Origin of the sequence: Bacillus sp. 2CMS4F, assembly GCF_023161785.1 — a bacterium.
Lineage (GTDB): Bacteria > Bacillota > Bacilli > Bacillales > Bacillaceae > Bacillus > Bacillus halotolerans.
In genome coordinates this window covers 195,864-221,772 of sequence record NZ_JALNTO010000005.1, presented here as the reverse complement: position 1 = coordinate 221,772, position 25,909 = coordinate 195,864, and the positions used below count along the sequence as shown (strand labels likewise).

Below are 25,909 nucleotides of genomic sequence, written 5' to 3'. Positions count from 1 at the left end.
GAGTCTGGGCCGTGTCTCAGTCCCAGTGTGGCCGATCACCCTCTCAGGTCGGCTACGCATCGTTGCCTTGGTGAGCCATTACCTCACCAACTAGCTAATGCGCCGCGGGTCCATCTGTAAGTGGTAGCCGAAGCCACCTTTTATGTTTGAACCATGCGGTTCAAACAAGCATCCGGTATTAGCCCCGGTTTCCCGGAGTTATCCCAGTCTTACAGGCAGGTTACCCACGTGTTACTCACCCGTCCGCCGCTAACATCAGGGAGCAAGCTCCCATCTGTCCGCTCGACTTGCATGTATTAGGCACGCCGCCAGCGTTCGTCCTGAGCCAGGATCAAACTCTCCGATAAATGGATCGCAGATTAAGTTCACCACATCCTGTGGTAACATCTGCGTGATCTGCATCGTGCAGACCTCAGTTTGACTGACTACGCACATCGCTGTGCGATTTATAATAAAACTTGAATTAACAGGTACGTTTTGTCTTGTTTAGTTTTCAAAGATCATCACCGCTCCTAATGAAGCAGCTTTACTAATATAACACTCAGCTTCTTGATTGTCAACAACTTTTTTAAAAGTTATTTGAAGCTTCTTGTTTTGTCTGCTGTTCATCAGCGACGTTTAATAATATAACACCTATAATTATTTATTGCAATAGTTTTTTAAAAAAATCTATAAAACAATAAAACTGTAATCTTTCTTTATTCTATTTAACTTGTAATGCTTTATAAAACATTTATCTATTAAAGAACATTTACTACAGGCAATGTCATCTTGTTGTTTTAACCTTTTTCTTGTATAGTAGAAACGAACTAAATATCCGATGACCACAAGGGGAGCATAAAAGCTGAGAGTGAGCGGTTTCGTTCTGACCCTTTGAACCTGTTAGTTAACGCTGGCGTAGGGATGTGGCAAAGTCAAATGAATTGCAGATTGTAAAGCAGTGCGTGGAACTTTCCTCATCCTTCCGCGTGCTGCTTTTTTGTGTCCTTTTGGATTGTCTATCGATGGAAGGGGATTTTTATGGCTCAATCAAGACAACTGGTACGTCTTATTGAAATTGCAATCATGACTGCTGCTGCTGTCATTTTAGACATCGTTTCCGGAATGTTCCTCCGTATGCCTCAAGGAGGGTCGGTATCCATCATGATGATTCCGATTTTTTTGATTTCTTTTCGCTGGGGAGTTAAAGCGGGGCTTACCACCGGTCTATTGACAGGTCTCGTTCAAATTGCGATCGGAAATCTATTTCTTCAGCACCCTGTTCAGCTGTTGCTTGATTACATTGCAGCGTTCGCCGTTGTTGGCATAAGCGGCTTTTTCGCTTCCGCTGTCCGCAAATCCGCCTTATCAAGAGCAAAAGGGAAATTGATCGTATCAATTATTTGCGCAGTTTTTATCGGCAGTTTTCTGCGTTATGCTGCACACGTGATTTCAGGGGCTGTATTTTTCGGCAGCTTTGCACCAAAAGGAACACCGGTATGGATTTACTCGTTAACTTATAATGCTACTTATATGGTTCCGTCATTCATCATCTGTGCGATTGTCCTTTGTTTATTGTTCATGACAGCTCCGCGCTTGCTGAAAACTGAAAAAGCTTAATCTAACAACCCCCAGCGGCCATTCCGCTGGGGGTTGTTTTTTATCTTCCGTTAAGCAGATTTTTTAATGAAGCAAGATCCGGCCAGCCGAATCCTATTTCTTTCATGCTTTCTCCTGCGATTTCAAAACTATCCTCGGCTGCTCTTTCAGGTGAAAACGACTGATAAAATTTAATCGAAGGATTCTCCTCTACGACCCAAACAAACATGCTCGTAAAGCCATGACCAAGCAAAAAATCTGTTCCCTTTGTCAAAAGCGCTCTGCCTGCACCTTGCCGCTGTTTTTCTTCTAAAAGGTAAATGGCATACAACTCTCCGTCATAGCCGCTCTGCTCTGAACAAAAGATGCAAAGCCGAATACTGAACCTTCTTCATCTTCTGCTACAAAGACCCCCTTTAATGAACGGCTTTTCCATTTGGCTTCAAAATCCTTGTAGTTCAAACCACTTAAGTATTCAGCGGAGATAATGCCGCTGTATGTTGTCACCCAGCTGTCAACATGCACTTTTGCGATGACCTTTATATCATCTAGTCGTGCTTCTCTTATAGTCACCATTCATTCTCTAATCCTTTCCGCAATGGTTATTCAGATTTTTGAACAGGTTTTGTTTCTTTTAATTCATGTGTCAGTTCGTTGATGCTCTGTTTGATGTTGCCTTTTCCTGAAAAGTTCTCAATCATTTCTTTTACGTCGATTCCCGAAGACGCTTTTAAGCTTTCTTGCAGACTGGACATTAAATTTGTCGCATAGCTTGTGACTTTGTTGGCGCCGCTTGAATCACCGTTTCCTCCTGTATCAACAACGGTGATCTTATCAATATTTGAAAGCGGTGCTGATACCTGTTTCGCGTATTCCGGAAGCATTTTGACAATCATATCGAAAATTGCAGCCTGACCGTACTGCTCAAAGGCAGCGGCAATTTTTTCTTTCGCTTCCGCTTCCGCAAGACCTTTTAAGCGAATAACCTCAGCCTCTGTCTCACCTTTTGCTTTTTCAGCTTCTGCTTTTGCAAGACCGTCAATTCTGACCCTTTCAGCTTCAGCCTTCGCCATCGCTTCTATGCTGTATTTCTTGGCATCGGCTTGGGCGAGCTGTTTGGCTTTTTCAGCAGCGGCAGATTGCTCAACTGAATAGCGGTCTGCATCGGCTTTTTTCTTCACTTCAGAATCATACTGGCGTTCACGGCGGAGAATTTCTTTTTCTTCTAATTCAATTTGTTTTTGGCGTTCTATAATCTTGACCTGCATTTCCTGCTCAGTCACCTGCTGGCGTGCTTTGGCTGTTTCCAAATCGTATGCCTGGTCAGCGTTGGCTTTTGCTGTATCTTGATCTCGCCGGTATTCAGCCATTTTAAGCTGATTGATTTTTTCAGCTTCGGCAATTTCCGTCGCTCGTTCAAGCTCCGATTTTTTCGCTTCTTTATCGGCTTCCGCCCTCTTAATTCTTGTTTCTTTATCGGCCTCTGCGGTTGCAATGTCAGCATCACGCTTTACCTGCGCAATTCTCGGTTTACCTAGTGATTCAAGATAGCCGTTTTTATCACGGACATCTTTAATGGTAAAGGAGACAATCACAAGACCCATCTTCGCGAGATCCTGTGAAGCGACACGCTGCACTTCTTGAGAGAATTTTTCGCGGTTTTTATAAATTTCTTCTACTGTCATAGACCCGAGAATGGAGCGGAGGTGGCCTTCCAGTACCTCACGGGCCTCCTGCTCACGGTCTTCTTTTGACTTTCCTAAAAATTGTTCGGCTGCTGTGGCGATTTCTCCAATAGAGCCGCCAATTTTAATAATTGCAGTTCCGTCTGCCATTACAGGCACACCTTGCTCGGTATACACTTCAGGTGTCGATACATCGAGTTTGCTTGATAACAGACTTAGCGGCTCAGCCTGCTGAAAAACCGGAAGAACAAAGGTTCCTCCTCCGCGAACAATCTTCAGGCGGTTGCCTCCCTCATCAACGTGAACATTTTTATTTCCAAGATAGCTTCCTGTAACAATTAACGCTTCATCAGGCCCTGCCGTACGATATTTTGTAATAAATACCGCTATAAGTGCGATGAGTAAAAAGAATACAACTGCGATGACGATGATAATCGGCATTGTCATATGACATTCCTCCTTGTTTTATAAAGATTCATGCGGAGTGACTGAAAGAACTCCGTTTTTGACATCCACAACTAAGACGACTGTTCCGTAACTGATCTGTTCATTTTCAAAGCTGATCGCTGATTTTGAAATCGTACCGCCCATCCCTTCAATCAGTACTTCTCCAAATCCATCAACCGGAACAGCGGTTATGACTTTTCCGAGTCTTCCTCTAAGATCATCTTCCCGATAAGTCAATGATTCTTCTGCCGATGATAAAGGGACAAGCACAAATAAATGGAGCAATATCACCAGCAGCACTGAAAGAAGACAGGATAATAGAGCAATAATCAGGCTGGAGAGGGGGAAAACTGTTTCACCTATATATCCAGATGCGGAGAAAAATGTGAAAAATGAGAGCACCAATGTCGGGTGTAAAAACGGAATAGCTTCGGACAGCCCTTCAAACACATCTCCGAAAAATAAAAATAGCAGCGTGAGGCTTCCGGCTATGATAAGGGTGTAAAGGTAAATCGTTTGGACAGGAATACCGTATAACTCCAATTTTCTCATCCTTTCTAAGCTGCTACTTTAACCGACGGCCGTCGTTACCTTTTATACGAGATACAGAGGAAAAGGTTTCAAAATTTTTCGATAAATACTCCCCACGAAGCACTTTATAAATGATAAATGCTCTTATATATGGTAATGTTTTTTCAGGAGGAGATATGATGAGTATCTTTAATGAAGCCAGATTAGAAACATGGAATGAAGTAAAGGGACTTTCCGATGAAAGGCTGAATCAGAAGCCTTCTTCTGATGAATGGAGTATACGGGAAGTTCTTGATCATTTGAAGAAAATTGATATGACCGCCCAAAACATGCTGAAAGAACGAGTAAAGGAAGCGCCTGTTAAGGAGATTGAGGAAAAACCGCTTACGGCCGCACAGGATAGAAGCAATAAACGGAAAGCGCCGGCCCATCTTGAACCGGATCATGATTTTATTTCAGGCAGCCAAATGAAACGGGAGCTTGATGTTGTAAGGGAGCAGCTGACAGCTGTTATTGCCTCTCTTAAAGAAGAAGATTTTGAGAGAGTATTGCCGCATCCCTTGTTTCAAGAGCTGACCATTAGACAATGGATCGAATTTATCGGCCATCATGAAAAACGCCACCTCAGCCAGATCAAAGAAATTAAAGAGAAAATAGAAAGAGTCTGATTTATTCAGACTCTTTCTGCTTTTTGTTTGATGTTCCGCTGGTATGAATGAACGATTATTTCGTCACCTGCATACACGGCACCGGGTCTCTCGACAATACATACAATGCCCCTTATCCCCAACGCATGGCGGACAAAAGCCGGTGCAAGCTTTGGCTTGTCCGGATAATAAGACTGGATGACTTCACCCGGCTGGATGCACGGATCATTTTCTCCCTCACACAGTAAAGCGGCGCCGCTCGGAAATATAAGCCGGCTTCCTTCTTTTAATGTTGTGAAATCAGGTATACCGCTAATTGCAACATTTGCACCGAGCCATTCGGGAAAAATACTCGGGACTCCCATTTTCAAAGCAATTTCGTCACATTCTTCTGTTGAAACAATTGAAATTTGTCTGCGGTTAAAAATTTCTGTTCCCCTTGAAAACATTGGCTCTCGGGCCCCAGCTTTTTTTGTCAGGCCGAAATGTAAGTCGCCGGGAATGCCGCCATAATCAAAATCGAGCTTGTCCATTTGTTTTGTTACAAAGCTTTCTGTATCTGCAACATATAAGCCTTCCGTTTTTGCGGTCATGCGTTTCCACATAAGCTTGCACCGTCCTTCATCTCTAGGATTGTCACTTATGTTCAATTATCCAAAAAAATCCCGCTCTGTAAAGGAGCGGGATCATCGCATTATACCGTTTTTGGCGTAAGATTAAAACAGCGCTTGTAGATCCAGTTATATGCTTTCTCATTTAAATCTCTAGGATTTCCGAAGGTTTGCGGATCTTTCATTGCTTCTTTTGACAAGCGCTCGATCATGTCCGGCGATACCCCTTGTTCTTCTAAAGTCGGTACTTCTAACTCTTTCACAAGATCGTACATCCAGTTGACAGATGCTTTTGCAGCTTCTTCTGTTGTCATATTGCTTGTATCAATGCCGAACGCTTTTGCGATACGGGCAAATTTCTCCGGATAGCCCTTCCAGTTGTATTCCATAACAGGGCCCATCATTGCCGCTACACATTGGCCGTGAGCGACAGGGATGATACCGCCGAGTGTTTGGCTCATGGCGTGAGCAGCACCCGCTGATTCACTGCCGTAAGAAAGACCGGCAAGCATAGCAGCCTGTGCCATTCCGTATCTGGCTTCGAGATCTTCTCCGTCAGCAAATGCTCTCTTAATGTAGTGAGCGGCATATTCAATCGCCATCAACGCCACTGCGTCTGTAATCGGCTGCGCAAATTTCATTGTGTAGCACTCAATGGCGTGAGCGAGAGCATCAATTCCCGTCATTGCTGTTACGTGCGGCGGCATTGAGACGTGAAGCTCTGGGTCAATCACAGTCAAATGCGCAGCAATCAACGGACCGCCTGTGTTAAATTTGAATTCTCTTTCTTCATCTGTAATAACCGCCCATTGCGTCACCTCTGAGCCTGTTCCAGCCGTTGTCGGAATTGTCGTAAGCGGAGGAATGCGGTTCTCCAGCGGTTTCTTTCCTTCGGCTGCTTCATAATCAAGTACGCTTCCCTCGTGAGTTGCTTCTACCCCGATGGCCTTCGCTGTATCCATGGAGCTTCCGCCTCCGACTGCCACCAAGCCGTTGCAGTTCTCTTTTTTGTAAAGCTCAGAACCTTCATTTACAAGCCGTACAGGAGGGTTTGGCTCAACTTTATTAAAGAGCACCACTTCAATGCCTGCCCCTTTTAATGACTCGATGACAGGATCTGCGACGCCGGCTTTATAAATTCCAGGGTCTGTAACAAGCAATGCTTTTGAAACACTCAGTCCAGCTACTTCTTTTCCTACATGGTTGATGGCGCCAATTCCGTGCTTAATCACAGTCGGAATTTCAAATGTGTGAAATTTGTGCATGCTTTCTACTTTCATATTTAATGTCATAATCAATCTCCCCCTCTTATGAATTGAACCAATTAACCGCTGCCGGTTTTGTGTTGCGATAGACATGTTTGACTTCTGTGTACTCTTCAAGCCCTATTTTTCCAAGTTCCCGTCCGAATCCGGATTGCTTATAGCCGCCCCATGGCGCCTGCGCAAAGTACGGATGGAAATCGTTAATCCAAACTGTTCCCATTCTCAAACGGGCTGCCACACGTTCGCACTTTTCAATATCTTTCGACCATACAGCTCCGGCCAATCCGTAAATCGTATCATTCGCCAGTGAGATTACTTCTTCTTCAGAACTGAATGTTTCGACTGTTAATACTGGCCCAAATACTTCTTCCTGAACAATTCTCATGTCAGATTTACAGTTTGAGAAAATGGTAGGTTCATAGAAAAAACCGTTTTGAAGTGCTGGATCTTCCGGACGTTTGCCGCCAGTCTCCAGTTTTGCGCCTTCTTCCAGTCCGATCTCTACATATTTTTCAACCTTTGCTCTATGCTCCGCGGAGATAAGCGGACCGCTTTCTGTCTCTTCGTGAAAACCGTTTCCGAGTTTAATGCGTTTCGCCCGCTTGACAAGCTCTGCTAAAAATCGGTCATGAATATCTTCTTCTACAAGCAGTCGGGACCCAGCGGAGCATACTTGGCCGGCGTGGAAAAATACGGCGTTTAGCGCCTGATCAACCGCGACTTCCAGGTCTGCGTCTTTGAAGACGATATTTGGATTTTTCCCTCCAAGCTCAAGCGCAATTTTTTTAACGTTGCCGCTTGCCGCCCGCATGATTTTTTTGCCTGTTTCAATTCCGCCTGTAAACGAAATCAAGTCAACGTCTTTGTTTACAGCAAGCTCGTCACCCACTGTGGCGCCCGGTCCCAACACAAGGTTTGCGACACCTTTTGGAACTCCGGCTTCCTCCATCAGCTTAAAGACTTTCATTGTCGTCAGCGGTGTGATCTCACTCGGCTTCATGACAATTGTATTGCCTGCCGCTAAAGCCGGGGCGATTTTCCAGCTCGCTTGCAGAAGCGGATAATTCCACGGCGTGATTTGTCCGCATACGCCTATTGGCTCTCTGATGATTTTGCTTTCTGAATCAGGGATTGGAGATGAGATGATCTCTCCTCCATCTTTATCTGCCAGACCAGCATAATACTGAAAAACATTGGCAATATCGTCCATATCGGCTTTGCTTTCCTCAAGCGTTTTTCCTGTATCAAGGGATTCGAGCTCAGCCAGCTCGTCTAGATCGCGTCTGATTAATTCCGCAATTTTCAGAACTATTTTTCCGCGTTCAAGCCCTGAAAGAGAAGGCCACTCTCCTGCGTCAAAAGCTCTTCGTGCAGCGGCGATTGCTTTAACGGCATCCTCACGCCCGCCCTCGCTAACTGTTGCAATTTCTTCTTGATTAAATGGATTAATAATACTGCGGACCTGCCCTTTTTCGGCACTGATCCATTCACCGTCAATGTATAATGTTTGACTCATCTAAGTCCTCCTTGACGAAAATAAAGTTTGTTAAATAAAAATTTAATGTTTTTAACAACCTTAATCTAACATAAGGTTTTTAAACTGTCAAAGCCCTAATTATGATTTTTCGTTTTGACTTTTCTCTAGGTTTCGTTAAGATAAAGAACATAAAGAAATGACTTAACAAATTTAATTTTCTAAAGGAAAAGAGGGTCAGTATGGATGAAAATCCAGAATTTGCAGCTATAGAACAGGCACGGGATCTTGTTATTGACTCCATTGCTGAAACAATGGATCTTTACGGAATTACCCGAAGTGTCGGGATATTATATGGAACGATGTACATGCGGGACGAGATGACGCTTGACGAAATGCGGGAGGAGCTGCAAATGAGCAAGCCCAGCATGAGCACAGGTGTCAAAAAGCTTCAGGATTTAAATGTCGTGAAAAAGACATTTCACCGAGGCATCCGTAAGCACACATTTGTAGCCGAAAAAGATTTCTTTAAATTTTTCACAAATTTCTTTCCGCCAAAATGGGAACGGGAAGTTCAGGTGAATGTATCAGCAATTGAGGAGGCTCAGGCTGATTTACAAGAGGTATTGCATAAGGAAGAACTCAATGAGGAAACGAAGAATGAAGCGCAGCGTTTATACGAGCAGCTGGAAAGTTCTAAAGCCTACTACGATTGGCTGAAACGTCTCGCTGAATCGGTGCAGAGCGGAGAGATTTTTAAATTTATACCAATTGAAACAAAATAATCGAAAAACGTCTGGAAAACCGGACGTTTTTTTGTTTTTCCGCTATATTTACTACAAATTTGAAAAATACGGGAAAAACACCCCATTTACTTCCATTTTATTTGATGGTAATTTTATGTAGGTAAAATTTGTATTTGGCCTTTTAAGAGGAGGTGGAAAGCAGAGGCAGGCCTTTAATCTTTATCACTTATTAGGGGGAATTTTTGTTATGAAACGCAAGTTATTATCTTCTTTGGCCATCAGTGTATTAAGTCTCGGTTTACTCGTTTCTGCACCTTCAGCTTCTTTTGCAGCTGAATCTAAGTCATCTTCTGCTCATACTGAGTCTACGATGAGAGCCCAATCAACAGCTTCATTGTTTGCAACAATTAAAGGAGCGAGCAAAACAGAATGGTCTTTCTCTGATATCGAATTGACATACCGTCCAAACACGCTTCTCAGCCTTGGCGTGATGGAATTTACATTGCCAAGCGGATTTACAGCAAATACAAAAGATACGATGAACGGAAATGCATTGCGCGAAACACAGATCCTCAATAACGGTAAAACAGTAAGGGTACCTCTGGCTCTTGATTTATTAGGCGCTGGTGAATTTAAGTTAAAACTGAATAACAAAACGCTTCCTGCCGCTGGTACATATACTTTCCGTGCAGAGAACAAATCACTGAGCATCGGAAATAAATTTTACGCGGAAGCCAGCATCGAAGTGGCTAAGCGCAGCACACCTCCGACTCAGCCATGCGGCTGTAAATAATCACAGAGGACCGGCTTAACGCCGGTCTTTTTTACGTTTTTTGACTCCTTTTCCTCTCCCTCTTCCCTCTATTTCCAGTTCCCTTTTCACTTGTATTAAATTTAAATTGACAAACACTAGAAACAGGAGTAAATTCTTGAGTGTTCAATTTCATAAAGTCTCTTTTACCGCTTAATCAAACACGAACGGGGAAACCAATGATTGGCTGTTTCACAAAACGGTCTTGGGGTGAATCTTACTTAGTAAGAAGGGGTACTCTGAATCCCTAATCCGACAGCTAACCTCGTAGGCGTATACAGAGAGGAGGTCTATTTTGACCATTCTTTGTAATGGTCTTTTTTACTTCAAAACGCTAATTTTATTAAGGGAGTCTTGAACATTGGGAAAAATAAAAAACAAGCAATTTGCAGTAATCGGGCTTGGACGGTTCGGCGGAAGCATTTGCAAAGAGCTGCACAGAATGGGCCATGAGGTCCTCGCTATTGATATTAACGAAGAAAAGGTCAATGCCTTCGCTTCCTATGCAACCCATACGGTCATTGCCAATGCCACTGAAGAAAACGAATTGCTTTCACTGGGAATTCGTAATTTTGAATATGTCGTCGTGGCTATAGGGGCGAATATTCAAGCGAGCACACTGACCACTTTGCTATTGAAAGAGCTTCACATTCCAAACATTTGGGTGAAAGCTCAAAATTATTATCACCATAAGGTTCTGGAAAAAATCGGCGCCGACCGCATTATTCATCCGGAAAAGGATATGGGCGTCAAAATCGCACAAAGTCTCTCTGATGAAAATGTCTTGAATTATATCGACTTATCTGATGATTACAGTATTGTTGAGCTGCTGGCAACGCGAAAACTGAATTCAAAATCCATTCATGATCTGAATGTTAGAGCGAAGTACGGCTGTACCATCCTGGCAATTAAACATAATGGAGATGTTCGCCTTTCTCCTGCACCGGAAGAGGTGATTTACGAACAAGACTGCCTGGTGATGATGGGTCACAAAAAGGATATTAAACGCTTCGAAAACGAAGGGATGTAGACAAAGGTGGGACTTCATAAGGAAACTGTAATCAAGTGGGTTCGTTTTTCTCCCCCGCAAGTGCTTGCGATTGGTTTTTTTCTTACTATTATTATTGGCTCTCTTTTGTTAAAGCTCCCGATTTCTACTGCGAAGCCGCTGTCATGGATAGATGCCCTTTTTACGGCGGCTTCTGCTACAACTGTTACCGGGCTTGCAGTTGTTGACACTGGGACAGAATTTACGGTGTTCGGGCAAACTGTCATCATGGGTCTGATTCAAGTCGGCGGGCTTGGCTTTATGACATTTGCTGTTCTGATCGTCATGATTTTAGGAAAAAAAATCGGATTGAAAGAACGAATGCTGGTCCGGGAAGCCTTAAACCAGCCGACAATCGGCGGCGTGATAGGCCTTGTCAAAGTCCTGTTTCTATTTTCAATCAGTATCGAATTGATCGCCGCCCTGATCTTATCCATCCGGCTTGTGCCCCAGTATGGCTGGGCATCCGGATTGTTTGCCAGTGTGTTTCATGCAATATCGGCTTTTAACAATGCCGGTTTTTCTTTATGGCCGGATAATTTAATGAGCTACGTCGGTGATCCTGCAGTCAACCTTGTCATTACTTTCTTGTTTATCACAGGGGGCATCGGGTTTACAGTGCTTTTTGACATCCTGAAAAATCGGCGTTTCAAAGCCTTTTCATTACATACGAAACTGATGCTTGCGGGAACGTTCATTTTAAATATTGCTGCCACGCTGATTATCTTTATTTTAGAGTACAGCAACCCCGGCACGCTTGGTTCCTTGCATTTGCCAGATAAACTGTGGGCTTCGTATTTTCAGGCAGTGACGCCGAGAACCGCGGGCTTCAACTCTGTGGATTTTGGCAGCATGAGAGAAGGCACCATTGTATTTGTCCTGCTGTTGATGTTTATCGGAGCGGGCAGCGCTTCAACGGCGAGCGGTATTAAGCTGACTACTTTTCTTGTGATTTTGATGTCTGTCATCGCTTATTTAAGAGGGCATAAAGAAACTGTTATTTTCCGCCGGACCATAAAATATCCGATCATTATTAAGGCCTTAGCAGTCAGTGTTATCAGTTTGTTCATCGTCTTTATAGGGATTTTCGCCTTAACCATTACAGAACAAGCGCCGTTTATACAGGTTGTTTTTGAAACTTTTTCCGCTTTCGGAACGGTCGGACTGACAATGGGGCTGACACCAGAACTGACAACAGCGGGAAAATGTATCATTATTGCGCTTATGTTCATCGGAAGAATCGGTCCGTTAACGTTTGTTTTTTCATTTGCAAAAACAGAAAAATCAAATATTCGTTACCCTGACGGCGAGGTGTTTACTGGGTGATGTAAAAAAATCCGGCATATTACATGCCGGATTTTTTATGATTCAATATGAGATTGATTTTGTCTTTTTTCCTGCTCCGCGATGATATCATTATCTTCTGCGTTATCACGCGTCACTTTTTGTGTAAGGATCGCGCCGACCGCTACAAGGATCATCACTGCAATGTAGTAGCCTTTTTCATTGAGTTCGAGATTATCAGCGTTATAGAGTCCGATACAAAACAAAAATACTCCCGCAAAAAAAGTGAAATAAGCTAATACAGTAAAGGCAACCGTGTTTCTCCGTCTATATTTCTGCACCTTTGTTCCCTCCTGAAGCATAGTTATTAAGTGATAACTTCCGTGGAATATTATACCTCAAATTCCCCTGAATGGAACAAAAAAATAAAAATACCAGGAAAAACGGCTCAGGTTGCTTCCTTTATTTCAACAGCTGAGTCATCAATCCAGCCGACCAGTTTATTATTGACTTGGAATTGGTACCATACGGACTGGCCTTTCTGTTTTTTAGATACAACCTTTATATCCTTGCCAACGTAAGATTGCGCAGAGGTCAGCTTAATGGATTGATCATCAGTAGAAGGCTTAGACCATACATCTTGAACGGCGCTGTCTTTGATGGAGCCTTTTAAATCCACAGATTTCAGAGATGGATTCACCTCATCGTATTCATCTAAATCGTACTTTTCCACAATGGCGCTGATTTTGTCAGCATATTCCGGGTCTGTGGCATAGCCTGATGTTTGAAGAGCGCCTGCTGCTTCTTTATAATCCTCAGCTTCAAGCACCGGCTTATACTTCTTTTTATTCCACGATGTGCCTTGGACAAATAATTTGGCATGATCATCCATTGATTCAAAAAACGTGCTGTATTTGCGGAATTTCGCGCGAATCGTTTTTCTTTCCCCTTTTTCAAATTCATCTGTATCCATGGTGACGTGATGTCCTTTATAATTTCCTTTTACGCCAAACAGGTTGTTGGCTTTAGAGGCAAGCTCGCTGTTTCCCCAGTCAGATTCGAGTATGGCCTGAGCTATCGTTATGCTGGGAAGGACATGATATTTTTCATATAAAATTTGAGCATGTCCGGAAAGGCTGTCAATAAATACTTGCTGTTCATCAATTTCTTCAGGTTCTTTGGATGTTTCAATTGGCTTTGAAAGAGTTGTCGCTAAAACAAACAAGGCTAGCGGAATCGATACAACGAAAAATAGAGAGGTGAAGAGTCTACGTTTTTTCAGTTTTTTACGGGCCATGAAAACCTTCCTTCGATTTAAAAGATTACGAGTGTAAAAGAATCTACCTTTAAGAATTTTACTTGTACTTCTAATATTTTTCAATTCTTTAGGGATAAAGTTTGAGAGAGAACACACAAAAGCCTTTCCCATCAAGGGAAAGGCAGTGATCATGTATCTATTTTTGTAAGACTGTGCTGTTTAAAATGTCTGAGCGCATCACGATATTCTTGATCATGTATGACTTTATGAGATTTTACGGCAGCCTTTGTCAGTCCATGTGCAGAAACAGCTGGTTTTTCAGGAGCGGATTTTCCTTTATCATGAGGCTTATGAGCCAGCTTGTGCCCCATTCCGGTGGCGTTCATACAAAACGATAAACAAACGAGCAGCACGCTCAGGATAAAAGAAATCAAAAACAGATCATGATAGGCAGTCATCATCGCATCCTGCATCGATCCGTTTTGTCTGGCAGCATCCTTTTTCGTGAAATAGCCGATCAGGATAGGCACACCCATATAGACAAACAATCTTAAAAACTGAACAGCTGTCATTCTTTTGATCAGATCAGGAAGCGGGCCGCCCATAGCGGCTCCCATTAGTCCTGCTGCGACCGTCAGGCCGGTTCCTGCTGCCAGCATGATGAACAGCGCCGCAAACACATAGAGAGACGATTGATACTGCATATGAAGCCATTGAAAATTCACAAAAACGAGAATGAGAGAACCTATAATCCCCAGCATCCCTGGTCCGACTTTATCATATAACAGAGCACTCGCAATAGCTGCGATGGCCACTCCGATCAATAGAGTCATGTTTAAAAGAATGAGATGATCTCGGGATATATCATACATTTGACGAAGCAAGCCTTGAAAAGCTGCCAAGCTGACAGCTACCGTAATCGTTCCTGCCGCTATGATAAATAAACCGAGCACAGGTTTAGGCAGCAGCATCTGTTTAATAGAGATGAAAGGGTTTTTTACCTTATATTCTACAAATAACAGAATGAGGAGCAAACATAAAGCAACCCCAAAACCAGCCCGTACATAACCTGATGAAAAGCCCCATTTTTGCAGAAAAATGAATGTAAACGCTGAGGCTGCGGCCACGCATACAGATAAAATGATCCCTGCTCTGTCGAGTGATGACTGTTCCTTTTCTGATCCCCCATGATGCTCATCATAGAGAAAGAAATAACTCACTGCGACGCCGATCAAAGACAATGTGCCAAAGGTAAAAAACAGCCATCTCCAGTGGCCGTAGCTCAACGCGATCGTTCCTAAAATCGAACCGATAATAACAGAGCCATAGAACCCGCCGATAAGCACCAGTAGTGCGTAATTCCGCCGATCAATCGGAAATGACAGAACAAGCATCGGAATCATAATCATCAGCATGACACCTGTAGCCGCTCCCTGTAAAAAGCGTCCTGCCGCCATCCAGGCAATATCGCTTGAAAATGCGAAGAGCAGTGAGCCAAGTATAAAAACGGGTAATGAAGCCAGATAGATCGGACGGGCACCGAATTTTTTCCTTAGCAGCGGTCCTGCCGGAACTAATAAAGCGAAGGCCATATTGCCGATCAATATTGGATTTACTGATGTGAAGTCACTTGTTCCAACCGTCTTCTGAACAAGGCCTTGAACTGACGACAATGCCGTGTTAGACATCAATCCCGGCCCGACCGCTAAAACAGCGAGCAAAGAAATCACCCAATAGTGTTTTGTCTTCATGTTGTCATTCCTTCCTATATGAATACATACGAAACACATCATTTTTTGAAAACAAAAGAAGCTAATAGATTTTGCATGCCATTAGCTTTCATTCGGATTCTCTCCCCATCATGGGAAATGATATTATTTTATGATAATATGTGAAAAAATGAGCATATACTCAAACATTATTCCAAACCGATTGTGTTTTGTCAATGGCGCAAATTTCAAGCACAAATCAAAAACCTGAACGGCTTTTGCCCGATACCGTGACTTATGAGTCCCTGCCTGCTCCCTCAAGCGATTTAAAGCAGGCCGTTTTAAAAGTAATCCTATCGGTCTTCGCTTGGGTAATGACGGCACCTTTCAATTCACTGTTTTCATCAAAATTCAAACTAATCAACCCGAATAAGTTGGTGATAAGAACAACATGTTGACCGCACATTTTTTTGTGTTCACTAGGCGTTTGCCGCCTCTAAATTGTCTATGGGTAAATATCATGAACTAATCTGCGCAATGCTAGGCAATTTTAAATGATCCGGGAGGTAAAAACGAATGGAACTGTATAAGTGTATCGAAGAAATTTTTGGCGGCTTGAAAAATCCATCGGTTAAAGATTTGGCAGCTTCTTTAAAACAAATTCCAAACGCGGCAGAATTGAGTCAACCATATATAAAGGAACCAGACCAGTACGCTTACGGCCGAAATGCCATCTATAGAAACAATGAATTAGAAATTATCGTGATTAACATTCCCCCAAACAAGGAGACAGCAGTCCACGATCATGGTCAATCCATTGGTTGTGCAATGGTGTTAGAAGGAAAACTTCTCAATTCTATTTATCGCTCAACCGGCGATCATGCAGAACTCTCCAATTCATATTTTGTCCACAAAGGAGAATGTCTTATTTCAACCAAAGGGTTAATTCACAAAATGTCCAATCCGACTTACGAACGAATGGTGTCTCTTCATGTTTACTCACCCCCTTTGGAAGACATGACGGTCTTTGAAGAACAAAGTGGTGTATTGGAAAATTCATGATTTACAGCCTGAACTACTTTACTTGATTAAATTGTAATATGTCATTTTTCAAACGCAGGAGCCTAACGAAGGAATATCTGACTTTATCATTAGTTTATGAAATGCTCCTGGGGACATATGATTTCGGATCAACAGAAGGGTTCAACAATGAACCCTTTCTATTAAAAACAAAAAAACCCTTATAGAATAAGGGTTTACAGGTATGGAGCCAAGGGGGCTCGAACCCCTGACCTCTACGCTGCCAGCGTAGCGCTCTCCCAGCTGAGCTATGGCCCCGTATGTAACGTCATGTTTATTATAGATGATTTTTTTTTGAAAAACAAGCTGTTCCTTTCTAATTGACAGAAAAAAATAAGGCCCTTTCCGGAGCCTTATTTTTCGATTTACATCATAAACAAAAGTAAAATCACGCCGAGAATGATTCGGTAGATTGCAAACGGAACAAGTTTGATTTTGTTAATCAGTCTTAGGAAGAAACGGACCACAAACAGTGCGACAACAAAGGCACAGATGAAACCGACGATGAAAAACGGCATCAGATCCGAGCTTAAGCTGTCCCAATGCTTCACTAGGCTTAAGGTGCTGGCTCCCATCATAATCGGCATTGCCATAATGAATGTGAAATCGGCTGCCGCACGGTGATTCAATCCGAGAATAACGCCCCCGGAAATCGTTGAGCCAGAGCGTGAAAAACCCGGCCAAAGGGCAAGACATTGGAATAAACCGACGCCGATCGCCTGCTTATATGAAATACGGTCTAGGGTGTCTGTCGTTTCTTTCCGTTTATTAATCCAATCGGCTGCAAGCATTAAAACTGCCCCGGCAATTAAGCCAATGGCCACGGTGCGGACTGAAAATAAATATTCATCAATATAATCCTCAAACAAAAACCCGAGAACCGCGGCAGGCACAAGCCCTACTGCGATTTGGGCAATGCTTAATTTGTGACCATGCTCTTGGTCACTCGTGATATTTTTTTTCAAGCCCAGCAAGTTCAAAATCCTGTCTTTAAACACGATCGCAACCGCTAAAATAGAGCCAAGCTGAATGACAACTTTAAATGAGTTGGCTGCTTCTTCAGACATGAGACTGCCTGATTTAAGCCAGATATCGTCTACTATAATCATATGTCCTGTCGAAGAAACCGGTGCGTACTCTGTTAATCCTTCTACGATTCCTAAAATAGCAGCTACAAACAATTCCCATAGAGTCATGATTTTAATTCTCCCCATTAGACATTTATTTTTTACATAACGGGAGCCTTCCATAAATGGAAAGCCCGTCTTATATAACTATAAATGAAATTTATGCTTTATGACTCTTTGCATTTTCATTTTTTTCTTCATCGTATAGATGCGATTGCATTTTAAACCAGTCAAATAAATGTGTCGTAATGACTTTGGCAACCGCATAGCCCGGAATCGCAAGAATAATTCCGATAACACCAAACAGCTTGCCGGCGGTTAACAGCAGAAAAATAATGGTGATTGGGTGGATATGAAGGTTTTTTCCCATAATTTGCGGGGAGATCAGTTTCCCTTCAATAAGCTGAACAATTGTCCAGACGATCACAAGCTTGAGCAGCATCAGAGGCGATGTCACAATAGCGATAATGATCGCAGGCGTAATGGCGATTGTCGGACCTAAATACGGCACGATGCTTGTACAAGCCGCAATAACGGCAAGTAGCGAAGCGTAATCCAGTCCGATGATCAAATAGCCGATAAACAGCAAAAATCCAATGCAGAAGCTGACAATGATCTGTCCTCTGATATAAGAACTTAGCCGATGATTCATTTCGCTTAAAACTGTGTATGTTTGCTCTTTTAATTGTGTCGGCACAAACTTCAGTATGTAGATCGGCAATTTCTTTCCGTCCTTTAACAGATAGAAAAGAATAAATGGAACTGTCACGATCGAAATGATAATCTCGGTTAAAGCGCCGATAAAATTCCCAACGCCGGTAAAGGTGCTGTTTACAATCGTCGCTGCCTGATCTGACACCTTTGTCGCGAGATCAGATATATTAATGTTCATCGTTTGCTGCGCCTGATTGACAAAGTTACTGCCGATCAGTTCTTTTGTCTGATTCTCAACAACATCCACATATCTCGGGATGTTGTCAATCAAACTCATAATTTGCTCTTTTAAAAAGGGGATAATCGACACGATTGTGATCGTGATCAGCCCGATAATCAACAGATATAACAGCAAAATGGAATAGATTCTTCTGATTCTTCTTCTCTCAAGGAAATCAACGACAGGGTTTAACAGATAAAAAACAATGCCTGTTAAAATAATCGGAAGCGATATCGTTTTGAGCAGAACAATGATCGGGGTGAAAATAAATGATGTTTTTGTAAATACGAGAATATTTAAACCAATCAGCAGCAGAACAAGCAGAAATAAAACAAACTTATTGTCCAAGAAGAATCGCTTGAATCTGCCGCTCCATGTTTGCAACGTCTCCACTATCGTTCCTCCGTCATACATAGTTTAAGTAAATTGTACACTATCGTACCTATAATGAAAAATAAAAACCGCTAATTGCTGGAAAAACTTCCTTATCTAAAAAATGTGATTTGATCTATCATGTGCTTTTCTTCTTTTTAAGCTATAATTTAGCTATATCATACAAAAGGAGCGATATGCGTGATACGATTTGCAATAGTAGGAACCAACTGGATTACAGACCGCTTTCTAGAAGCAGCTTCAGAAATTGAAGATTTCCGGCTCACAGCCGTTTATTCAAGAACACCTGAACGCGCCGCTGAGTTTGCCGCTCGGCATGGGGCTGCACATACCTTCTCCGACCTTCAGGAAATGGCGGCAAGCGATGGCTTTGATGCTGTATATCTCGCCAGCCCGAATGCTCTTCACAAGGAGCAGGCGATCCTCTTTATGAAACATGGCAAACATGTGCTATGCGAGAAACCGCTTGCTTCAAATACCAGAGAAACAGAAGAGATGATTTCAGCCGCCAGAGCGAATGGTGTTGTCCTCATGGAAGCAATGAAGACCACATTCCTGCCTAATTTTAAAGAGCTGAAAAAACACTTCCACAAAATCGGCACAATCCGCAGATTTACCGCAAGCTACTGTCAGTACTCTTCAAGGTATGATGCGTTTAGAAACGGAACTGTTTTGAACGCGTTTCAGCCTGAGCTGTCTAACGGCTCATTGATGGATATCGGCATCTATTGTATTTACCCTGCCGTTGTGCTGTTTGGAGAGCCGAAAGCCGTGAAAGCGAACGGATACACTTTATCTTCCGGCGTTGATGGAGAAGGTACCGTCATTCTCTCATATGACGGGTTTGAAGCCGTACTGATGCATTCTAAAATCTCAACTTCCTACGCGCCTGCTGAAATCCAAGGAGAAGACGGGACAATTGTATTGGATACGATCCATCGCCCTGAACGAGTGGAAATCCGCTATCGCGACGGCCGCCTGGAAAACATTTCGCTCTCTGATCCTAAACCGGCAATGTTTTACGAAGCAGCTGAATTTGTTTCACTCGTGAAAGAGAAGAAACAGGAATCTGAAGAAAATACATATGAACGCTCCTTGATCACTGCTAACATCATGGAGGAAGCAAGAAAACAGATGGGTATTGTGTACCCTGCTGATCAAGCCTAAAAAAATCCGCCCGCGGCATGTTGCACGCGGGCGGATTTTTTTAAACGATCGGTGAGGATGCCTGCCTTTTGAAAAGCACGTTTTGTTCATATTCTTTGATATCATCAAGCCAAGCCTCTTTTACCGGCACTCCCATTTGCTCACAGTAATAATCCCAGATGGCACCGAAAGGATAGGTTTTAAATTCTTCCATCAGCGCCAGCCTTTCTGTAAAGCGCCCCTCATCCTGCAATTGTTTTAAATGGTCATTCGGAAGAAGCAAAGCGTACATTAAAGCTTTCATCATATTTCTCGTTCCGATAGTCCAGGCGGCGACACGGTTAATGCTGGCATCAAAAAAATCCAGACCGATGGCGACTTTTTCTAATGCCTGATTACGGACGATCTCAAGGGCGATTTCTCTCAATTCATCGTCTAACATCACGACATGGTCACTGTCCCAGCGAACGGGCCGGGATACGTGCAAGGCGAGTTTGTCTGTGTAAAGCAGCATCGCCGAGATCTTGTTTGATACCGTTTCTGTCGGGTGGAAATGTCCCGTATCGAGCAAGCATAACTTATGGTTCGTTAAAGCATAGGCTAAATAAAACTCATGAGACCCGACGACATATGATTCTGATCCAAGTCCGAACAGCTTGCTCTCGACCGAATCAACATTGTAATCTTCACTGATTTCCTCTCGGAATATCCGATCCAATGATTCTTTTAATCTTTTGCGCGGCGTCAGCCTGTCACTCGGAATATCCTTATAGCCGTCCGGAATCCAAATATTCGTCAAGCAAGGCGTGCCTAATTCTTTGCCGAAATACGCTCCGATGCGGCGGCACGCGATGCAGTGATGAATCCAAAACTCCCGGATGGATGGATCAGGGTGTGCGAGTGTAAGCCCGTCATCTGCTTTCTCATGTGAAAACAGTGTCGGATTGAAATCTAATCCGATACCAAGACCCTTCGCCCACTTCACCCAATTTTCAAAGTGATGCGGCTTCAGCTGATCACGTTCTACAACTTCTCCATTTGTTTCTGCGTATATAGCGTGCAGGTTGACCCGATGCTTTCCCGGGATGAGAGACAGAGCTTTCTCCAGATCTCTTCTTAATTCTTCCGGGGTTTGCGCTTTTCCGGGATAATTGCCTGTGACGTCAATGCCGCCGGAAAGCTCGCCCTTATTCACTTCAAACCCTTCAATGTCATCGCCCTGCCAGCAGTGGATTGAGATCGGAACTTGCTGCAATTGCCGGAACACAGCTTCAACATCAATTCCCCATTTTTCATATTCTTGTTTTGCGCTGTCATAATTCGCTTTTATCGTCATACGGCTCTCTCCCTTTTATTCGAAATAAAAGACTTCCTTCAGATCGATTGAAACGGGACTGTCATCGGCGTTTGTTTTCATTAATGGCGCCATTGATTTCCACCATCTGCGGCAAACCTCTGTGTCTGCCATCTTCTTCCACTTTTCCTCATCCTCTATCTCTAAATAAGCAAATAACCGGCCTGTCTCTTCGTCTAAAAAAATAGAATAGTGATGCGCGCCATGGGCTTTAAGCGCTTCTGCCATTTCTGGCCAAATGTCATCATGCCGCTGTTTGTATTCCTTGAATTTATCTTTATGAACGAACATGATACTCGCTTTTCTTTTCAAGCTGATCACCTCTTTTCATTTAGATAGCGCTTTCAAAACAGTTTGATGATAGGACTGAATGATGGCGCTTCGGTCAGTATCTTTAGGCATAAACACTTTTATGGGAAAGGAGTTTCTGACGGTCTTGCGGGCCTGGTTTACGTCCTTTATTTCTTTGGCAGCAATCATTTGCATCAGCAGATTTCCGATGGCTGTCGCCTCAGCAGGTCCGGCGTATACTGTTTTTCCGCTCATATCAGCGGTTAATTGATTTAAGAAGTCGTTTTGGGCGCCTCCTCCGATAATATGAAGCTGTTGAATGTTTTTCCCTGTAATGGTTTCTAGTTCTGAGATGGCTATCGCATAGATGATGGCTAAATTGCTGTAGATACAGCAGGCAAGTTCGCCTGCGGTGTGAGGAATCTGTTGGAAGGTTTCTCTGCAATAATGTTGTATTTCCTTTATCATGTCGTGCGGATACAGAAAACGATCATCATTTAAGTTGATAAACTGCTGAAACGGTTTTATTTTTCCAGCTTCTTCTGCCAGTTGCTGAAAATTGTAATCTTCTCGTAATTGTTTCCGGACTTCTTGTATCATCCACATGCCAATGATGTTTTTCAGGAAACGAATGGTGTTGTTTGCGCCGCGTTCATTTGTATAATTGTTTTTCAATGCGAGTTTATTTATAATCGGCGTTTCGTTCTCAATTCCGATTAACGACCATGTTCCGCTGCTGATATACGCCCAATCATTGTTTATGCCTGGTGCGGCGAGGACAGCTGAAGCAGTATCATGCGTTGCGACGGTAATCACCCTGCAAGCCGGCAGATCATAGCCTGGAAACCAATCATTTCTTAGCTTGCCGAGTTCCTGTCCCGGTTCAGTCAGCGGCGGAAATTGCTGTTCCTTAACAGACACGGCTTCGAGCAATTCGGGATCAAACTTTCCTGTTAAGGCGTTTAAGAGCTGTGTCGTGGACGCATTTGTGATTTCCGCTGCTGCTTTGCCGGTTAAGCAATAGCCTAAATAATCCGGCACCATTAAAATCTGCTCTGTTTTTCTCAGCAGCTCCTGGTCTTCTTCATATAATTGATAGATTGTGTTAAAAGGCAGAAACTGAATGCCTGTTTTTTGATAGATTGTTTCTTTTGATATCGTTTGCGCAAGCTTCTCCATTGTGTTCTCTGTTCTTTTATCCCGGTATGATATGACTTCTCGTAAGCGGCTGCCTTTCTCATCCAGCAAGACGTAATCAACGGCCCATGTATCAATGCCGACGGTGCAGCAGTCATACCCAAGGGCTTTCACCTTTTGCAGCCCTTGCAGGATTTGCTCTAGCAAATGATCAATATCCCAATAGCCATGTCCGTCTCTTTGCATGAAGCCGTTTGCGAATCGGTGAATCTCTTGTACTGCAAGCTTTCCTTCCTGGAGTTCGCCTATGATGACTCTCCCGCTTGATGCCCCTATATCAACAGCAGCATATATCATCCTTTCACCCTTTCTTTAGGAAGGGGGACGGCTGTTACTTTCACATTCTTTTCTTCAAGGGCTTTTACTGATACCGGATCAAGTCTGGAATCGGTAATGATGCAGCTGACATCCTGCAAAGAGGCGATATGTGAAAACTCGCGGTTCCCCCATTTGCTTGAATCGGCCATCAAAATGGTCTGATCAGATCTTTCAATCATCCGTATTTTAAGCAGTGCCTGCCACTCATTTGAGTCGCTCATTCCATGTTCCATATCAAACCCTTGGCAGGACAGAAAGGTTTTATTTACATGATAGGTTTCAAGTGAACGCTCAGCTAACGGTCCCGCAAATGATAATGATTTTGTCAGCAAGATACCGCCGGTTGAAATAACTGATATTTTTTGTTTTTTGCTCAGTTCAATGGCTGCCTTCATTGAGTTTGTAATGACGGTGAGCTCAATATCAGGGATTATTTTCGCCATGTACCATGCGGTGGTGCTTGCATCGAGAATGATTCGGTCACCGCTTTTTACATATTTCGCCGCTTCGTGAGCAATGGCTTTTTTCTCTATTACATTTGTAATTTCACGTTCAGAAAAATGAATTTCTGACTCCTGCTGCTGAATGCTGACCGCACCTCCGTGGCTGCGGCTCAGCTTATGCTCTTTCTCAAGCTTCTCCAGGTCCCGCCGAATCGTTTCTTCTGTGACAGAAAATATGTCACTCAATTCGGATACGCGGATGCTTAAACGCTTATTCACTAGTTCGACTATTTTTTTCTGCCGCTCTGCTACTAACATCGGTAACGTCCTTCCTCATTAATATCCGTCTTGCTTTTCCCATATCATAGCATACTTCTAACGCGTAAAAGCTGCCGGGACGCCGCCGTCTACTGTAATCATACACCCTGTCGTCTTTTCAGCTTTAGAAGAAGCCAAAAACGCGATTGATTCGGCAATATCCTGCGGGTAAATATTAACCAAAAGCGTTGTGCGTTTCCGATAATGTTCCTCTAGCTGATCCGGCTCTATTCCATATGCCGCAGCCCGTTCCTCCCGCCAGCTTGACCCCCAAATCGCTGAGCCTTGGAGAACCGCGTCAGGCAAAACTGAGTTTACACGAATGCCGTATTCTCCTCCTTCTGACGCAATACATCGAGCCAAATGGGTTTCAAGTGCTTTTACCGAACTGTAGGCTGAAGCGTTTTTTCCCGCATAGACAGCGTTTTTTGATCCCACAAACACCATGCTTCCGCCTATGTTTTGCTGTTTCAGTTGCTTAAACGCTTCGCGGGCCACGAGAAAATAGCCGGTTCCCAATACATTGATATTGAGATTCCATTCTTTTAGACTTGTTTCGTCAAAAGGGCTTGATGTTGCCAGCCCGGCATTATTAACGACAATGTCAATGCCGCCGTAGGTAAGCGCTGCTTGTTCAAAGGCAGACTGTACCTCATCTTCATTTGTCACATCCATTTTGACAGCCATTGCGCGTCCTTCTCCGTACGTTTCGATTATTTCCTCGGCAATTTTTTGTGCGCCTTCTACATTCAGGTCAGCCGCGATCACGTGTCCGCCTTCTGCTGCAAAGTGCCGGCAGGCTGCACTTCCGATTCCGCCGGCGCCACCTGTTATCAATGCTACTTTTCGAGAAAATTCTGCTTCCGGCGGGGCCAGCGTGAGTTTATATAATTCCAGCGGCCAGTATTCAACATGATAGGATTCATTTTCGTTTAATGAAACAAATCGTCCGAGTGAGGCAGATCCTTTCATTACAGCAATAGCTCTCTGGTATAAAGCACCGCTAACTTTTGACATGGCAAGGCTTTTTCCCGTATTGACCATTCCAATGCCAGGAATCAATATGACACGCGGCGCTGATTCAAAGATTTGATCCCCTTCCTGCTGATTGCGTGCAAAGTAAGCTTGATACTCTGCTTTGAAGCGCTCGATCCCTGACTTCAGAAGATCCTCCAGCTCCTGTGCATCTTGCGTTTCCGGATTCCATTCAATGTACAGCGGGACACGCTTTGTATGAACGAGGTGATCCGGACACGCAGCACCAATTTGAGAAAGCTCCGGCGCTTGCACGCTGTTTACAAATTCCAATACCTCTTCATGATCGTCATAGGAGAGGATCATTTTCTTTTCATCGCTTACAGCTCCTCGGATAACAGGCATGATACCCGCCAGAATTTGTTTCCGCTTATCTGCTGGCAGTGACTCGTATCGCCTGCCGCCGAATCGCTGCTTTTGGTTGATGCGTTCATGAATGTACTGCTCAGCTTCTTGAATAATGGAGATCGTTTTCTCATAACACTTCTCTGACGTATCTCCCCAAGTGACTAAGCCGTGTTTTTCCATTAAGACAAGCTCGGCATTTGGATTGTTTGCCACGCCGTCTGCGATCATTTTAGACAGAGTAAATCCCGGGCGAACGTATGGCACCCATACAAACCGGCTGCCGTAAATATCTTCGGCAATTTGTTTTCCATTATCAGCGCAGCAAATGCTGATAATCGCATCCGGATGGGTATGGTCAACATGATTGTATGGCAGAAATGCGTGTAAGAGTGTTTCAATGGAAGGGCGGGGATGTTTGCTGTCTATCATACAATGAGACAAGTAATCTACCATTTCTTCATCTGACATCTGGTCTCTTTCAATCAGCGGACGGATGTCATCTAATCTCAGGCCGGTAAAGTTATGCGCTTTCATTGTTGCCAAGTCTGAGCCGCTTCCTTTTACCCACATCACTTCTGTTTCGCGGCCTCTGAAATCCTTCTCCGTTGTTTTCATCGACGTATTGCCGCCGCCCCAGTTGCATACAGTGCGGTCTGCTCCGATTAAATTGGACCGATACACCAATTCTTCAACACCCTTAGGCAGCTGGGCGGCATGTTCTGATTCCCATACATGTTTCACCATTTTCATCTTCCCCCGTCCCTTTTATTTGTATCCGCTTTCATTATATATGATGTTTGTTTGTTTTTGAATACCTTTTGTTTATTTTTG

The 25,909-nt window shown here is 43.5% G+C and carries 23 protein-coding genes, 1 tRNA gene, 1 rRNA gene, 1 pseudogene and 2 riboswitches; of the genes and pseudogenes, 8 read left to right on the top strand and 18 right to left on the bottom strand.

Annotated elements, in window-relative coordinates; translation table 11 throughout:
- A 16S ribosomal RNA gene (locus MTN95_RS10460) occupies positions 1 to 347 on the bottom strand; the annotation flags it as partial.
- Positions 348 to 819: 472 nt separating this feature from the next.
- Positions 820 to 921: riboswitch (TPP riboswitch) on the top strand.
- Between the two features lie 99 nt (positions 922 to 1,020).
- Here MTN95_RS10460 and thiT point away from each other — a divergent pair.
- Positions 1,021 to 1,599, top strand: coding sequence for an energy-coupled thiamine transporter ThiT (gene thiT / locus MTN95_RS10455; RefSeq protein ID WP_202853316.1), 579 nt, complete (start codon positions 1,021 to 1,023; stop codon positions 1,597 to 1,599).
- 40 nt (positions 1,600 to 1,639) lie between these two features.
- Here thiT and MTN95_RS10450 read toward each other — a convergent pair.
- The 3 genes and pseudogenes from MTN95_RS10450 to MTN95_RS10440 form a co-directional block, all read right to left on the bottom strand.
- Positions 1,640 to 2,154: pseudogene (locus MTN95_RS10450) on the bottom strand (N-acetyltransferase family protein).
- A gap of 26 nt (positions 2,155 to 2,180) precedes the next feature.
- Complete coding sequence (gene floT / locus MTN95_RS10445) at positions 2,181 to 3,710, bottom strand: flotillin lipid rafts scaffold protein FloT (protein WP_105955439.1); 1,530 nt, start codon at positions 3,708 to 3,710, stop codon at positions 2,181 to 2,183.
- Between the two features lie 18 nt (positions 3,711 to 3,728).
- Positions 3,729 to 4,253 (bottom strand): NfeD family membrane protein, encoded by a 525-nt coding sequence (locus MTN95_RS10440; RefSeq protein WP_105955440.1) that lies wholly within the window; start codon positions 4,251 to 4,253, stop codon positions 3,729 to 3,731.
- Between the two features lie 167 nt (positions 4,254 to 4,420).
- On the opposite strand from MTN95_RS10440, the gene MTN95_RS10435 reads away from it, so the two are divergent.
- Positions 4,421 to 4,909 carry a DinB family protein gene (locus MTN95_RS10435; RefSeq protein ID WP_227598645.1) on the top strand — a complete coding sequence of 163 codons (489 nt, stop codon included), beginning with the start codon at positions 4,421 to 4,423 and terminating at the stop codon, positions 4,907 to 4,909.
- 5 nt (positions 4,910 to 4,914) lie between these two features.
- On the opposite strand, the gene MTN95_RS10430 is transcribed toward MTN95_RS10435, so the two are convergent.
- The 3 genes from MTN95_RS10430 to betB form a co-directional block, all read right to left on the bottom strand.
- Positions 4,915 to 5,493, bottom strand: coding sequence for an MOSC domain-containing protein (locus MTN95_RS10430; protein WP_010331619.1), 579 nt, complete (start codon positions 5,491 to 5,493; stop codon positions 4,915 to 4,917).
- A gap of 89 nt (positions 5,494 to 5,582) precedes the next feature.
- A complete protein-coding gene (gene gbsB, locus MTN95_RS10425) occupies positions 5,583 to 6,791 on the bottom strand; it encodes a choline dehydrogenase (RefSeq protein ID WP_248338068.1) in 1,209 nt (402 codons plus the stop codon).
- A 16-nt stretch (positions 6,792 to 6,807) separates the two neighbouring features.
- Positions 6,808 to 8,280 (bottom strand): betaine-aldehyde dehydrogenase, encoded by a 1,473-nt coding sequence (gene betB / locus MTN95_RS10420; protein ID WP_095713946.1) that lies wholly within the window; start codon positions 8,278 to 8,280, stop codon positions 6,808 to 6,810.
- Between the two features lie 200 nt (positions 8,281 to 8,480).
- On the opposite strand from betB, the gene cudC reads away from it, so the two are divergent.
- The 4 genes from cudC to ktrB all read left to right on the top strand — a co-directional run bounded on the left by cudC (position 8,481) and on the right by ktrB (position 12,169).
- Positions 8,481 to 9,023 carry a transcriptional regulator GbsR gene (cudC, locus tag MTN95_RS10415; RefSeq protein ID WP_101864220.1) on the top strand — a complete coding sequence of 181 codons (543 nt, stop codon included), beginning with the start codon at positions 8,481 to 8,483 and terminating at the stop codon, positions 9,021 to 9,023.
- Positions 9,024 to 9,231: 208 nt separating this feature from the next.
- Positions 9,232 to 9,777, top strand: coding sequence for a biofilm surface layer hydrophobin BslA (gene bslA / locus MTN95_RS10410; RefSeq protein WP_101864219.1), 546 nt, complete (start codon positions 9,232 to 9,234; stop codon positions 9,775 to 9,777).
- 158 nt (positions 9,778 to 9,935) lie between these two features.
- Positions 9,936 to 10,085: riboswitch (cyclic di-AMP (ydaO/yuaA leader) on the top strand.
- A gap of 71 nt (positions 10,086 to 10,156) precedes the next feature.
- Positions 10,157 to 10,825, top strand: a complete 669-nt coding sequence (gene ktrA, locus MTN95_RS10405; protein WP_105991676.1) for a potassium uptake protein KtrA — start codon at positions 10,157 to 10,159, stop codon at positions 10,823 to 10,825.
- Between the two features lie 6 nt (positions 10,826 to 10,831).
- Positions 10,832 to 12,169, top strand: a complete 1,338-nt coding sequence (ktrB, locus tag MTN95_RS10400; protein WP_105955444.1) for a Ktr system potassium transporter KtrB — start codon at positions 10,832 to 10,834, stop codon at positions 12,167 to 12,169.
- Between the two features lie 35 nt (positions 12,170 to 12,204).
- Here the strand turns inward: ktrB and MTN95_RS10395 are convergent, their stop codons facing one another.
- From MTN95_RS10395 to MTN95_RS10385, 3 genes are all read right to left on the bottom strand, one after another.
- On the bottom strand, positions 12,205 to 12,468 hold the full coding sequence (locus MTN95_RS10395; RefSeq protein ID WP_010331626.1) for a YiaA/YiaB family inner membrane protein: 264 nt from the start codon (positions 12,466 to 12,468) through the stop codon (positions 12,205 to 12,207).
- Between the two features lie 107 nt (positions 12,469 to 12,575).
- Positions 12,576 to 13,424 carry a glucosaminidase domain-containing protein gene (locus MTN95_RS10390; protein ID WP_202853321.1) on the bottom strand — a complete coding sequence of 283 codons (849 nt, stop codon included), beginning with the start codon at positions 13,422 to 13,424 and terminating at the stop codon, positions 12,576 to 12,578.
- 149 nt (positions 13,425 to 13,573) lie between these two features.
- The gene (locus MTN95_RS10385; RefSeq protein ID WP_202853322.1) at positions 13,574 to 15,136 is read right to left on the bottom strand and encodes an MFS transporter; all 1,563 of its coding nucleotides are present in this window, start codon (positions 15,134 to 15,136) and stop codon (positions 13,574 to 13,576) included.
- 534 nt (positions 15,137 to 15,670) lie between these two features.
- Here MTN95_RS10385 and MTN95_RS10380 point away from each other — a divergent pair.
- Positions 15,671 to 16,156 carry a cysteine dioxygenase gene (locus MTN95_RS10380; RefSeq protein ID WP_202853323.1) on the top strand — a complete coding sequence of 162 codons (486 nt, stop codon included), beginning with the start codon at positions 15,671 to 15,673 and terminating at the stop codon, positions 16,154 to 16,156.
- A gap of 203 nt (positions 16,157 to 16,359) precedes the next feature.
- Here MTN95_RS10380 and MTN95_RS10375 read toward each other — a convergent pair.
- The 3 genes from MTN95_RS10375 to MTN95_RS10365 all read right to left on the bottom strand — a co-directional run bounded on the left by MTN95_RS10375 (position 16,360) and on the right by MTN95_RS10365 (position 18,628).
- Positions 16,360 to 16,432: transfer RNA gene (locus MTN95_RS10375), tRNA-Ala, on the bottom strand.
- Between the two features lie 107 nt (positions 16,433 to 16,539).
- Positions 16,540 to 17,370, bottom strand: coding sequence for an undecaprenyl-diphosphate phosphatase (locus MTN95_RS10370; RefSeq protein ID WP_010331630.1), 831 nt, complete (start codon positions 17,368 to 17,370; stop codon positions 16,540 to 16,542).
- Positions 17,371 to 17,461: 91 nt separating this feature from the next.
- Complete coding sequence (locus MTN95_RS10365) at positions 17,462 to 18,628, bottom strand: AI-2E family transporter (protein WP_024122625.1); 1,167 nt, start codon at positions 18,626 to 18,628, stop codon at positions 17,462 to 17,464.
- 180 nt (positions 18,629 to 18,808) lie between these two features.
- On the opposite strand from MTN95_RS10365, the gene MTN95_RS10360 reads away from it, so the two are divergent.
- The gene (locus tag MTN95_RS10360; RefSeq protein WP_127696546.1) at positions 18,809 to 19,795 is read left to right on the top strand and encodes a Gfo/Idh/MocA family protein; all 987 of its coding nucleotides are present in this window, start codon (positions 18,809 to 18,811) and stop codon (positions 19,793 to 19,795) included.
- Positions 19,796 to 19,835: 40 nt separating this feature from the next.
- Here MTN95_RS10360 and rhaA read toward each other — a convergent pair whose 3' ends face one another.
- The 5 genes from rhaA to MTN95_RS10335 are packed head-to-tail and all read right to left on the bottom strand — an operon-like array spanning position 19,836 to position 25,822.
- Positions 19,836 to 21,110 carry an L-rhamnose isomerase gene (gene rhaA, locus MTN95_RS10355; protein ID WP_095713953.1) on the bottom strand — a complete coding sequence of 425 codons (1,275 nt, stop codon included), beginning with the start codon at positions 21,108 to 21,110 and terminating at the stop codon, positions 19,836 to 19,838.
- A gap of 15 nt (positions 21,111 to 21,125) precedes the next feature.
- The gene (gene rhaM / locus MTN95_RS10350) at positions 21,126 to 21,440 is read right to left on the bottom strand and encodes an L-rhamnose mutarotase (protein ID WP_059292671.1); all 315 of its coding nucleotides are present in this window, start codon (positions 21,438 to 21,440) and stop codon (positions 21,126 to 21,128) included.
- Positions 21,441 to 21,455: 15 nt separating this feature from the next.
- Entirely contained in the window at positions 21,456 to 22,913 is a 1,458-nt protein-coding gene (gene rhaB / locus MTN95_RS10345; protein ID WP_248338066.1) for a rhamnulokinase, read from the bottom strand.
- Positions 22,910 to 23,695, bottom strand: a complete 786-nt coding sequence (locus MTN95_RS10340; protein ID WP_248338064.1) for a DeoR/GlpR family DNA-binding transcription regulator — start codon at positions 23,693 to 23,695, stop codon at positions 22,910 to 22,912. Before MTN95_RS10340 ends, rhaB begins: the two co-directional genes overlap by 4 nt.
- 57 nt (positions 23,696 to 23,752) lie before the next feature.
- The gene (locus MTN95_RS10335; RefSeq protein ID WP_248338062.1) at positions 23,753 to 25,822 is read right to left on the bottom strand and encodes a bifunctional aldolase/short-chain dehydrogenase; all 2,070 of its coding nucleotides are present in this window, start codon (positions 25,820 to 25,822) and stop codon (positions 23,753 to 23,755) included.
- Positions 25,823 to 25,909: the final 87 nt, after the last annotated feature.

What these genes read in the sequence shown, in the direction of transcription:
- MTN95_RS10435 (WP_227598645.1), top strand. Translation starts at nt 4,421, where the DNA reads ATGAGTATCTTTAATGAAGCCAGATTAGAAACATGGAATGAAGTAAAG.
- betB (WP_095713946.1), bottom strand. Translation starts at nt 8,280, where the DNA reads ATGAGTCAAACATTATACATTGACGGTGAATGGATCAGTGCCGAAAAA.
- cudC (WP_101864220.1), top strand. Translation starts at nt 8,481, where the DNA reads ATGGATGAAAATCCAGAATTTGCAGCTATAGAACAGGCACGGGATCTT.
- thiT (WP_202853316.1), top strand. Translation starts at nt 1,021, where the DNA reads ATGGCTCAATCAAGACAACTGGTACGTCTTATTGAAATTGCAATCATG.
- rhaA (WP_095713953.1), bottom strand. Translation starts at nt 21,110, where the DNA reads ATGACGATAAAAGCGAATTATGACAGCGCAAAACAAGAATATGAAAAA.
- MTN95_RS10370 (WP_010331630.1), bottom strand. Translation starts at nt 17,370, where the DNA reads ATGACTCTATGGGAATTGTTTGTAGCTGCTATTTTAGGAATCGTAGAA.
- MTN95_RS10380 (WP_202853323.1), top strand. Translation starts at nt 15,671, where the DNA reads ATGGAACTGTATAAGTGTATCGAAGAAATTTTTGGCGGCTTGAAAAAT.
- MTN95_RS10390 (WP_202853321.1), bottom strand. Translation starts at nt 13,424, where the DNA reads ATGGCCCGTAAAAAACTGAAAAAACGTAGACTCTTCACCTCTCTATTT.
- MTN95_RS10335 (WP_248338062.1), bottom strand. Translation starts at nt 25,822, where the DNA reads ATGGTGAAACATGTATGGGAATCAGAACATGCCGCCCAGCTGCCTAAG.
- MTN95_RS10340 (WP_248338064.1), bottom strand. Translation starts at nt 23,695, where the DNA reads ATGTTAGTAGCAGAGCGGCAGAAAAAAATAGTCGAACTAGTGAATAAG.
- bslA (WP_101864219.1), top strand. Translation starts at nt 9,232, where the DNA reads ATGAAACGCAAGTTATTATCTTCTTTGGCCATCAGTGTATTAAGTCTC.
- rhaB (WP_248338066.1), bottom strand. Translation starts at nt 22,913, where the DNA reads ATGATATATGCTGCTGTTGATATAGGGGCATCAAGCGGGAGAGTCATC.
- gbsB (WP_248338068.1), bottom strand. Translation starts at nt 6,791, where the DNA reads ATGACATTAAATATGAAAGTAGAAAGCATGCACAAATTTCACACATTT.
- MTN95_RS10385 (WP_202853322.1), bottom strand. Translation starts at nt 15,136, where the DNA reads ATGAAGACAAAACACTATTGGGTGATTTCTTTGCTCGCTGTTTTAGCG.
- floT (WP_105955439.1), bottom strand. Translation starts at nt 3,710, where the DNA reads ATGACAATGCCGATTATCATCGTCATCGCAGTTGTATTCTTTTTACTC.
- MTN95_RS10430 (WP_010331619.1), bottom strand. Translation starts at nt 5,493, where the DNA reads ATGTGGAAACGCATGACCGCAAAAACGGAAGGCTTATATGTTGCAGAT.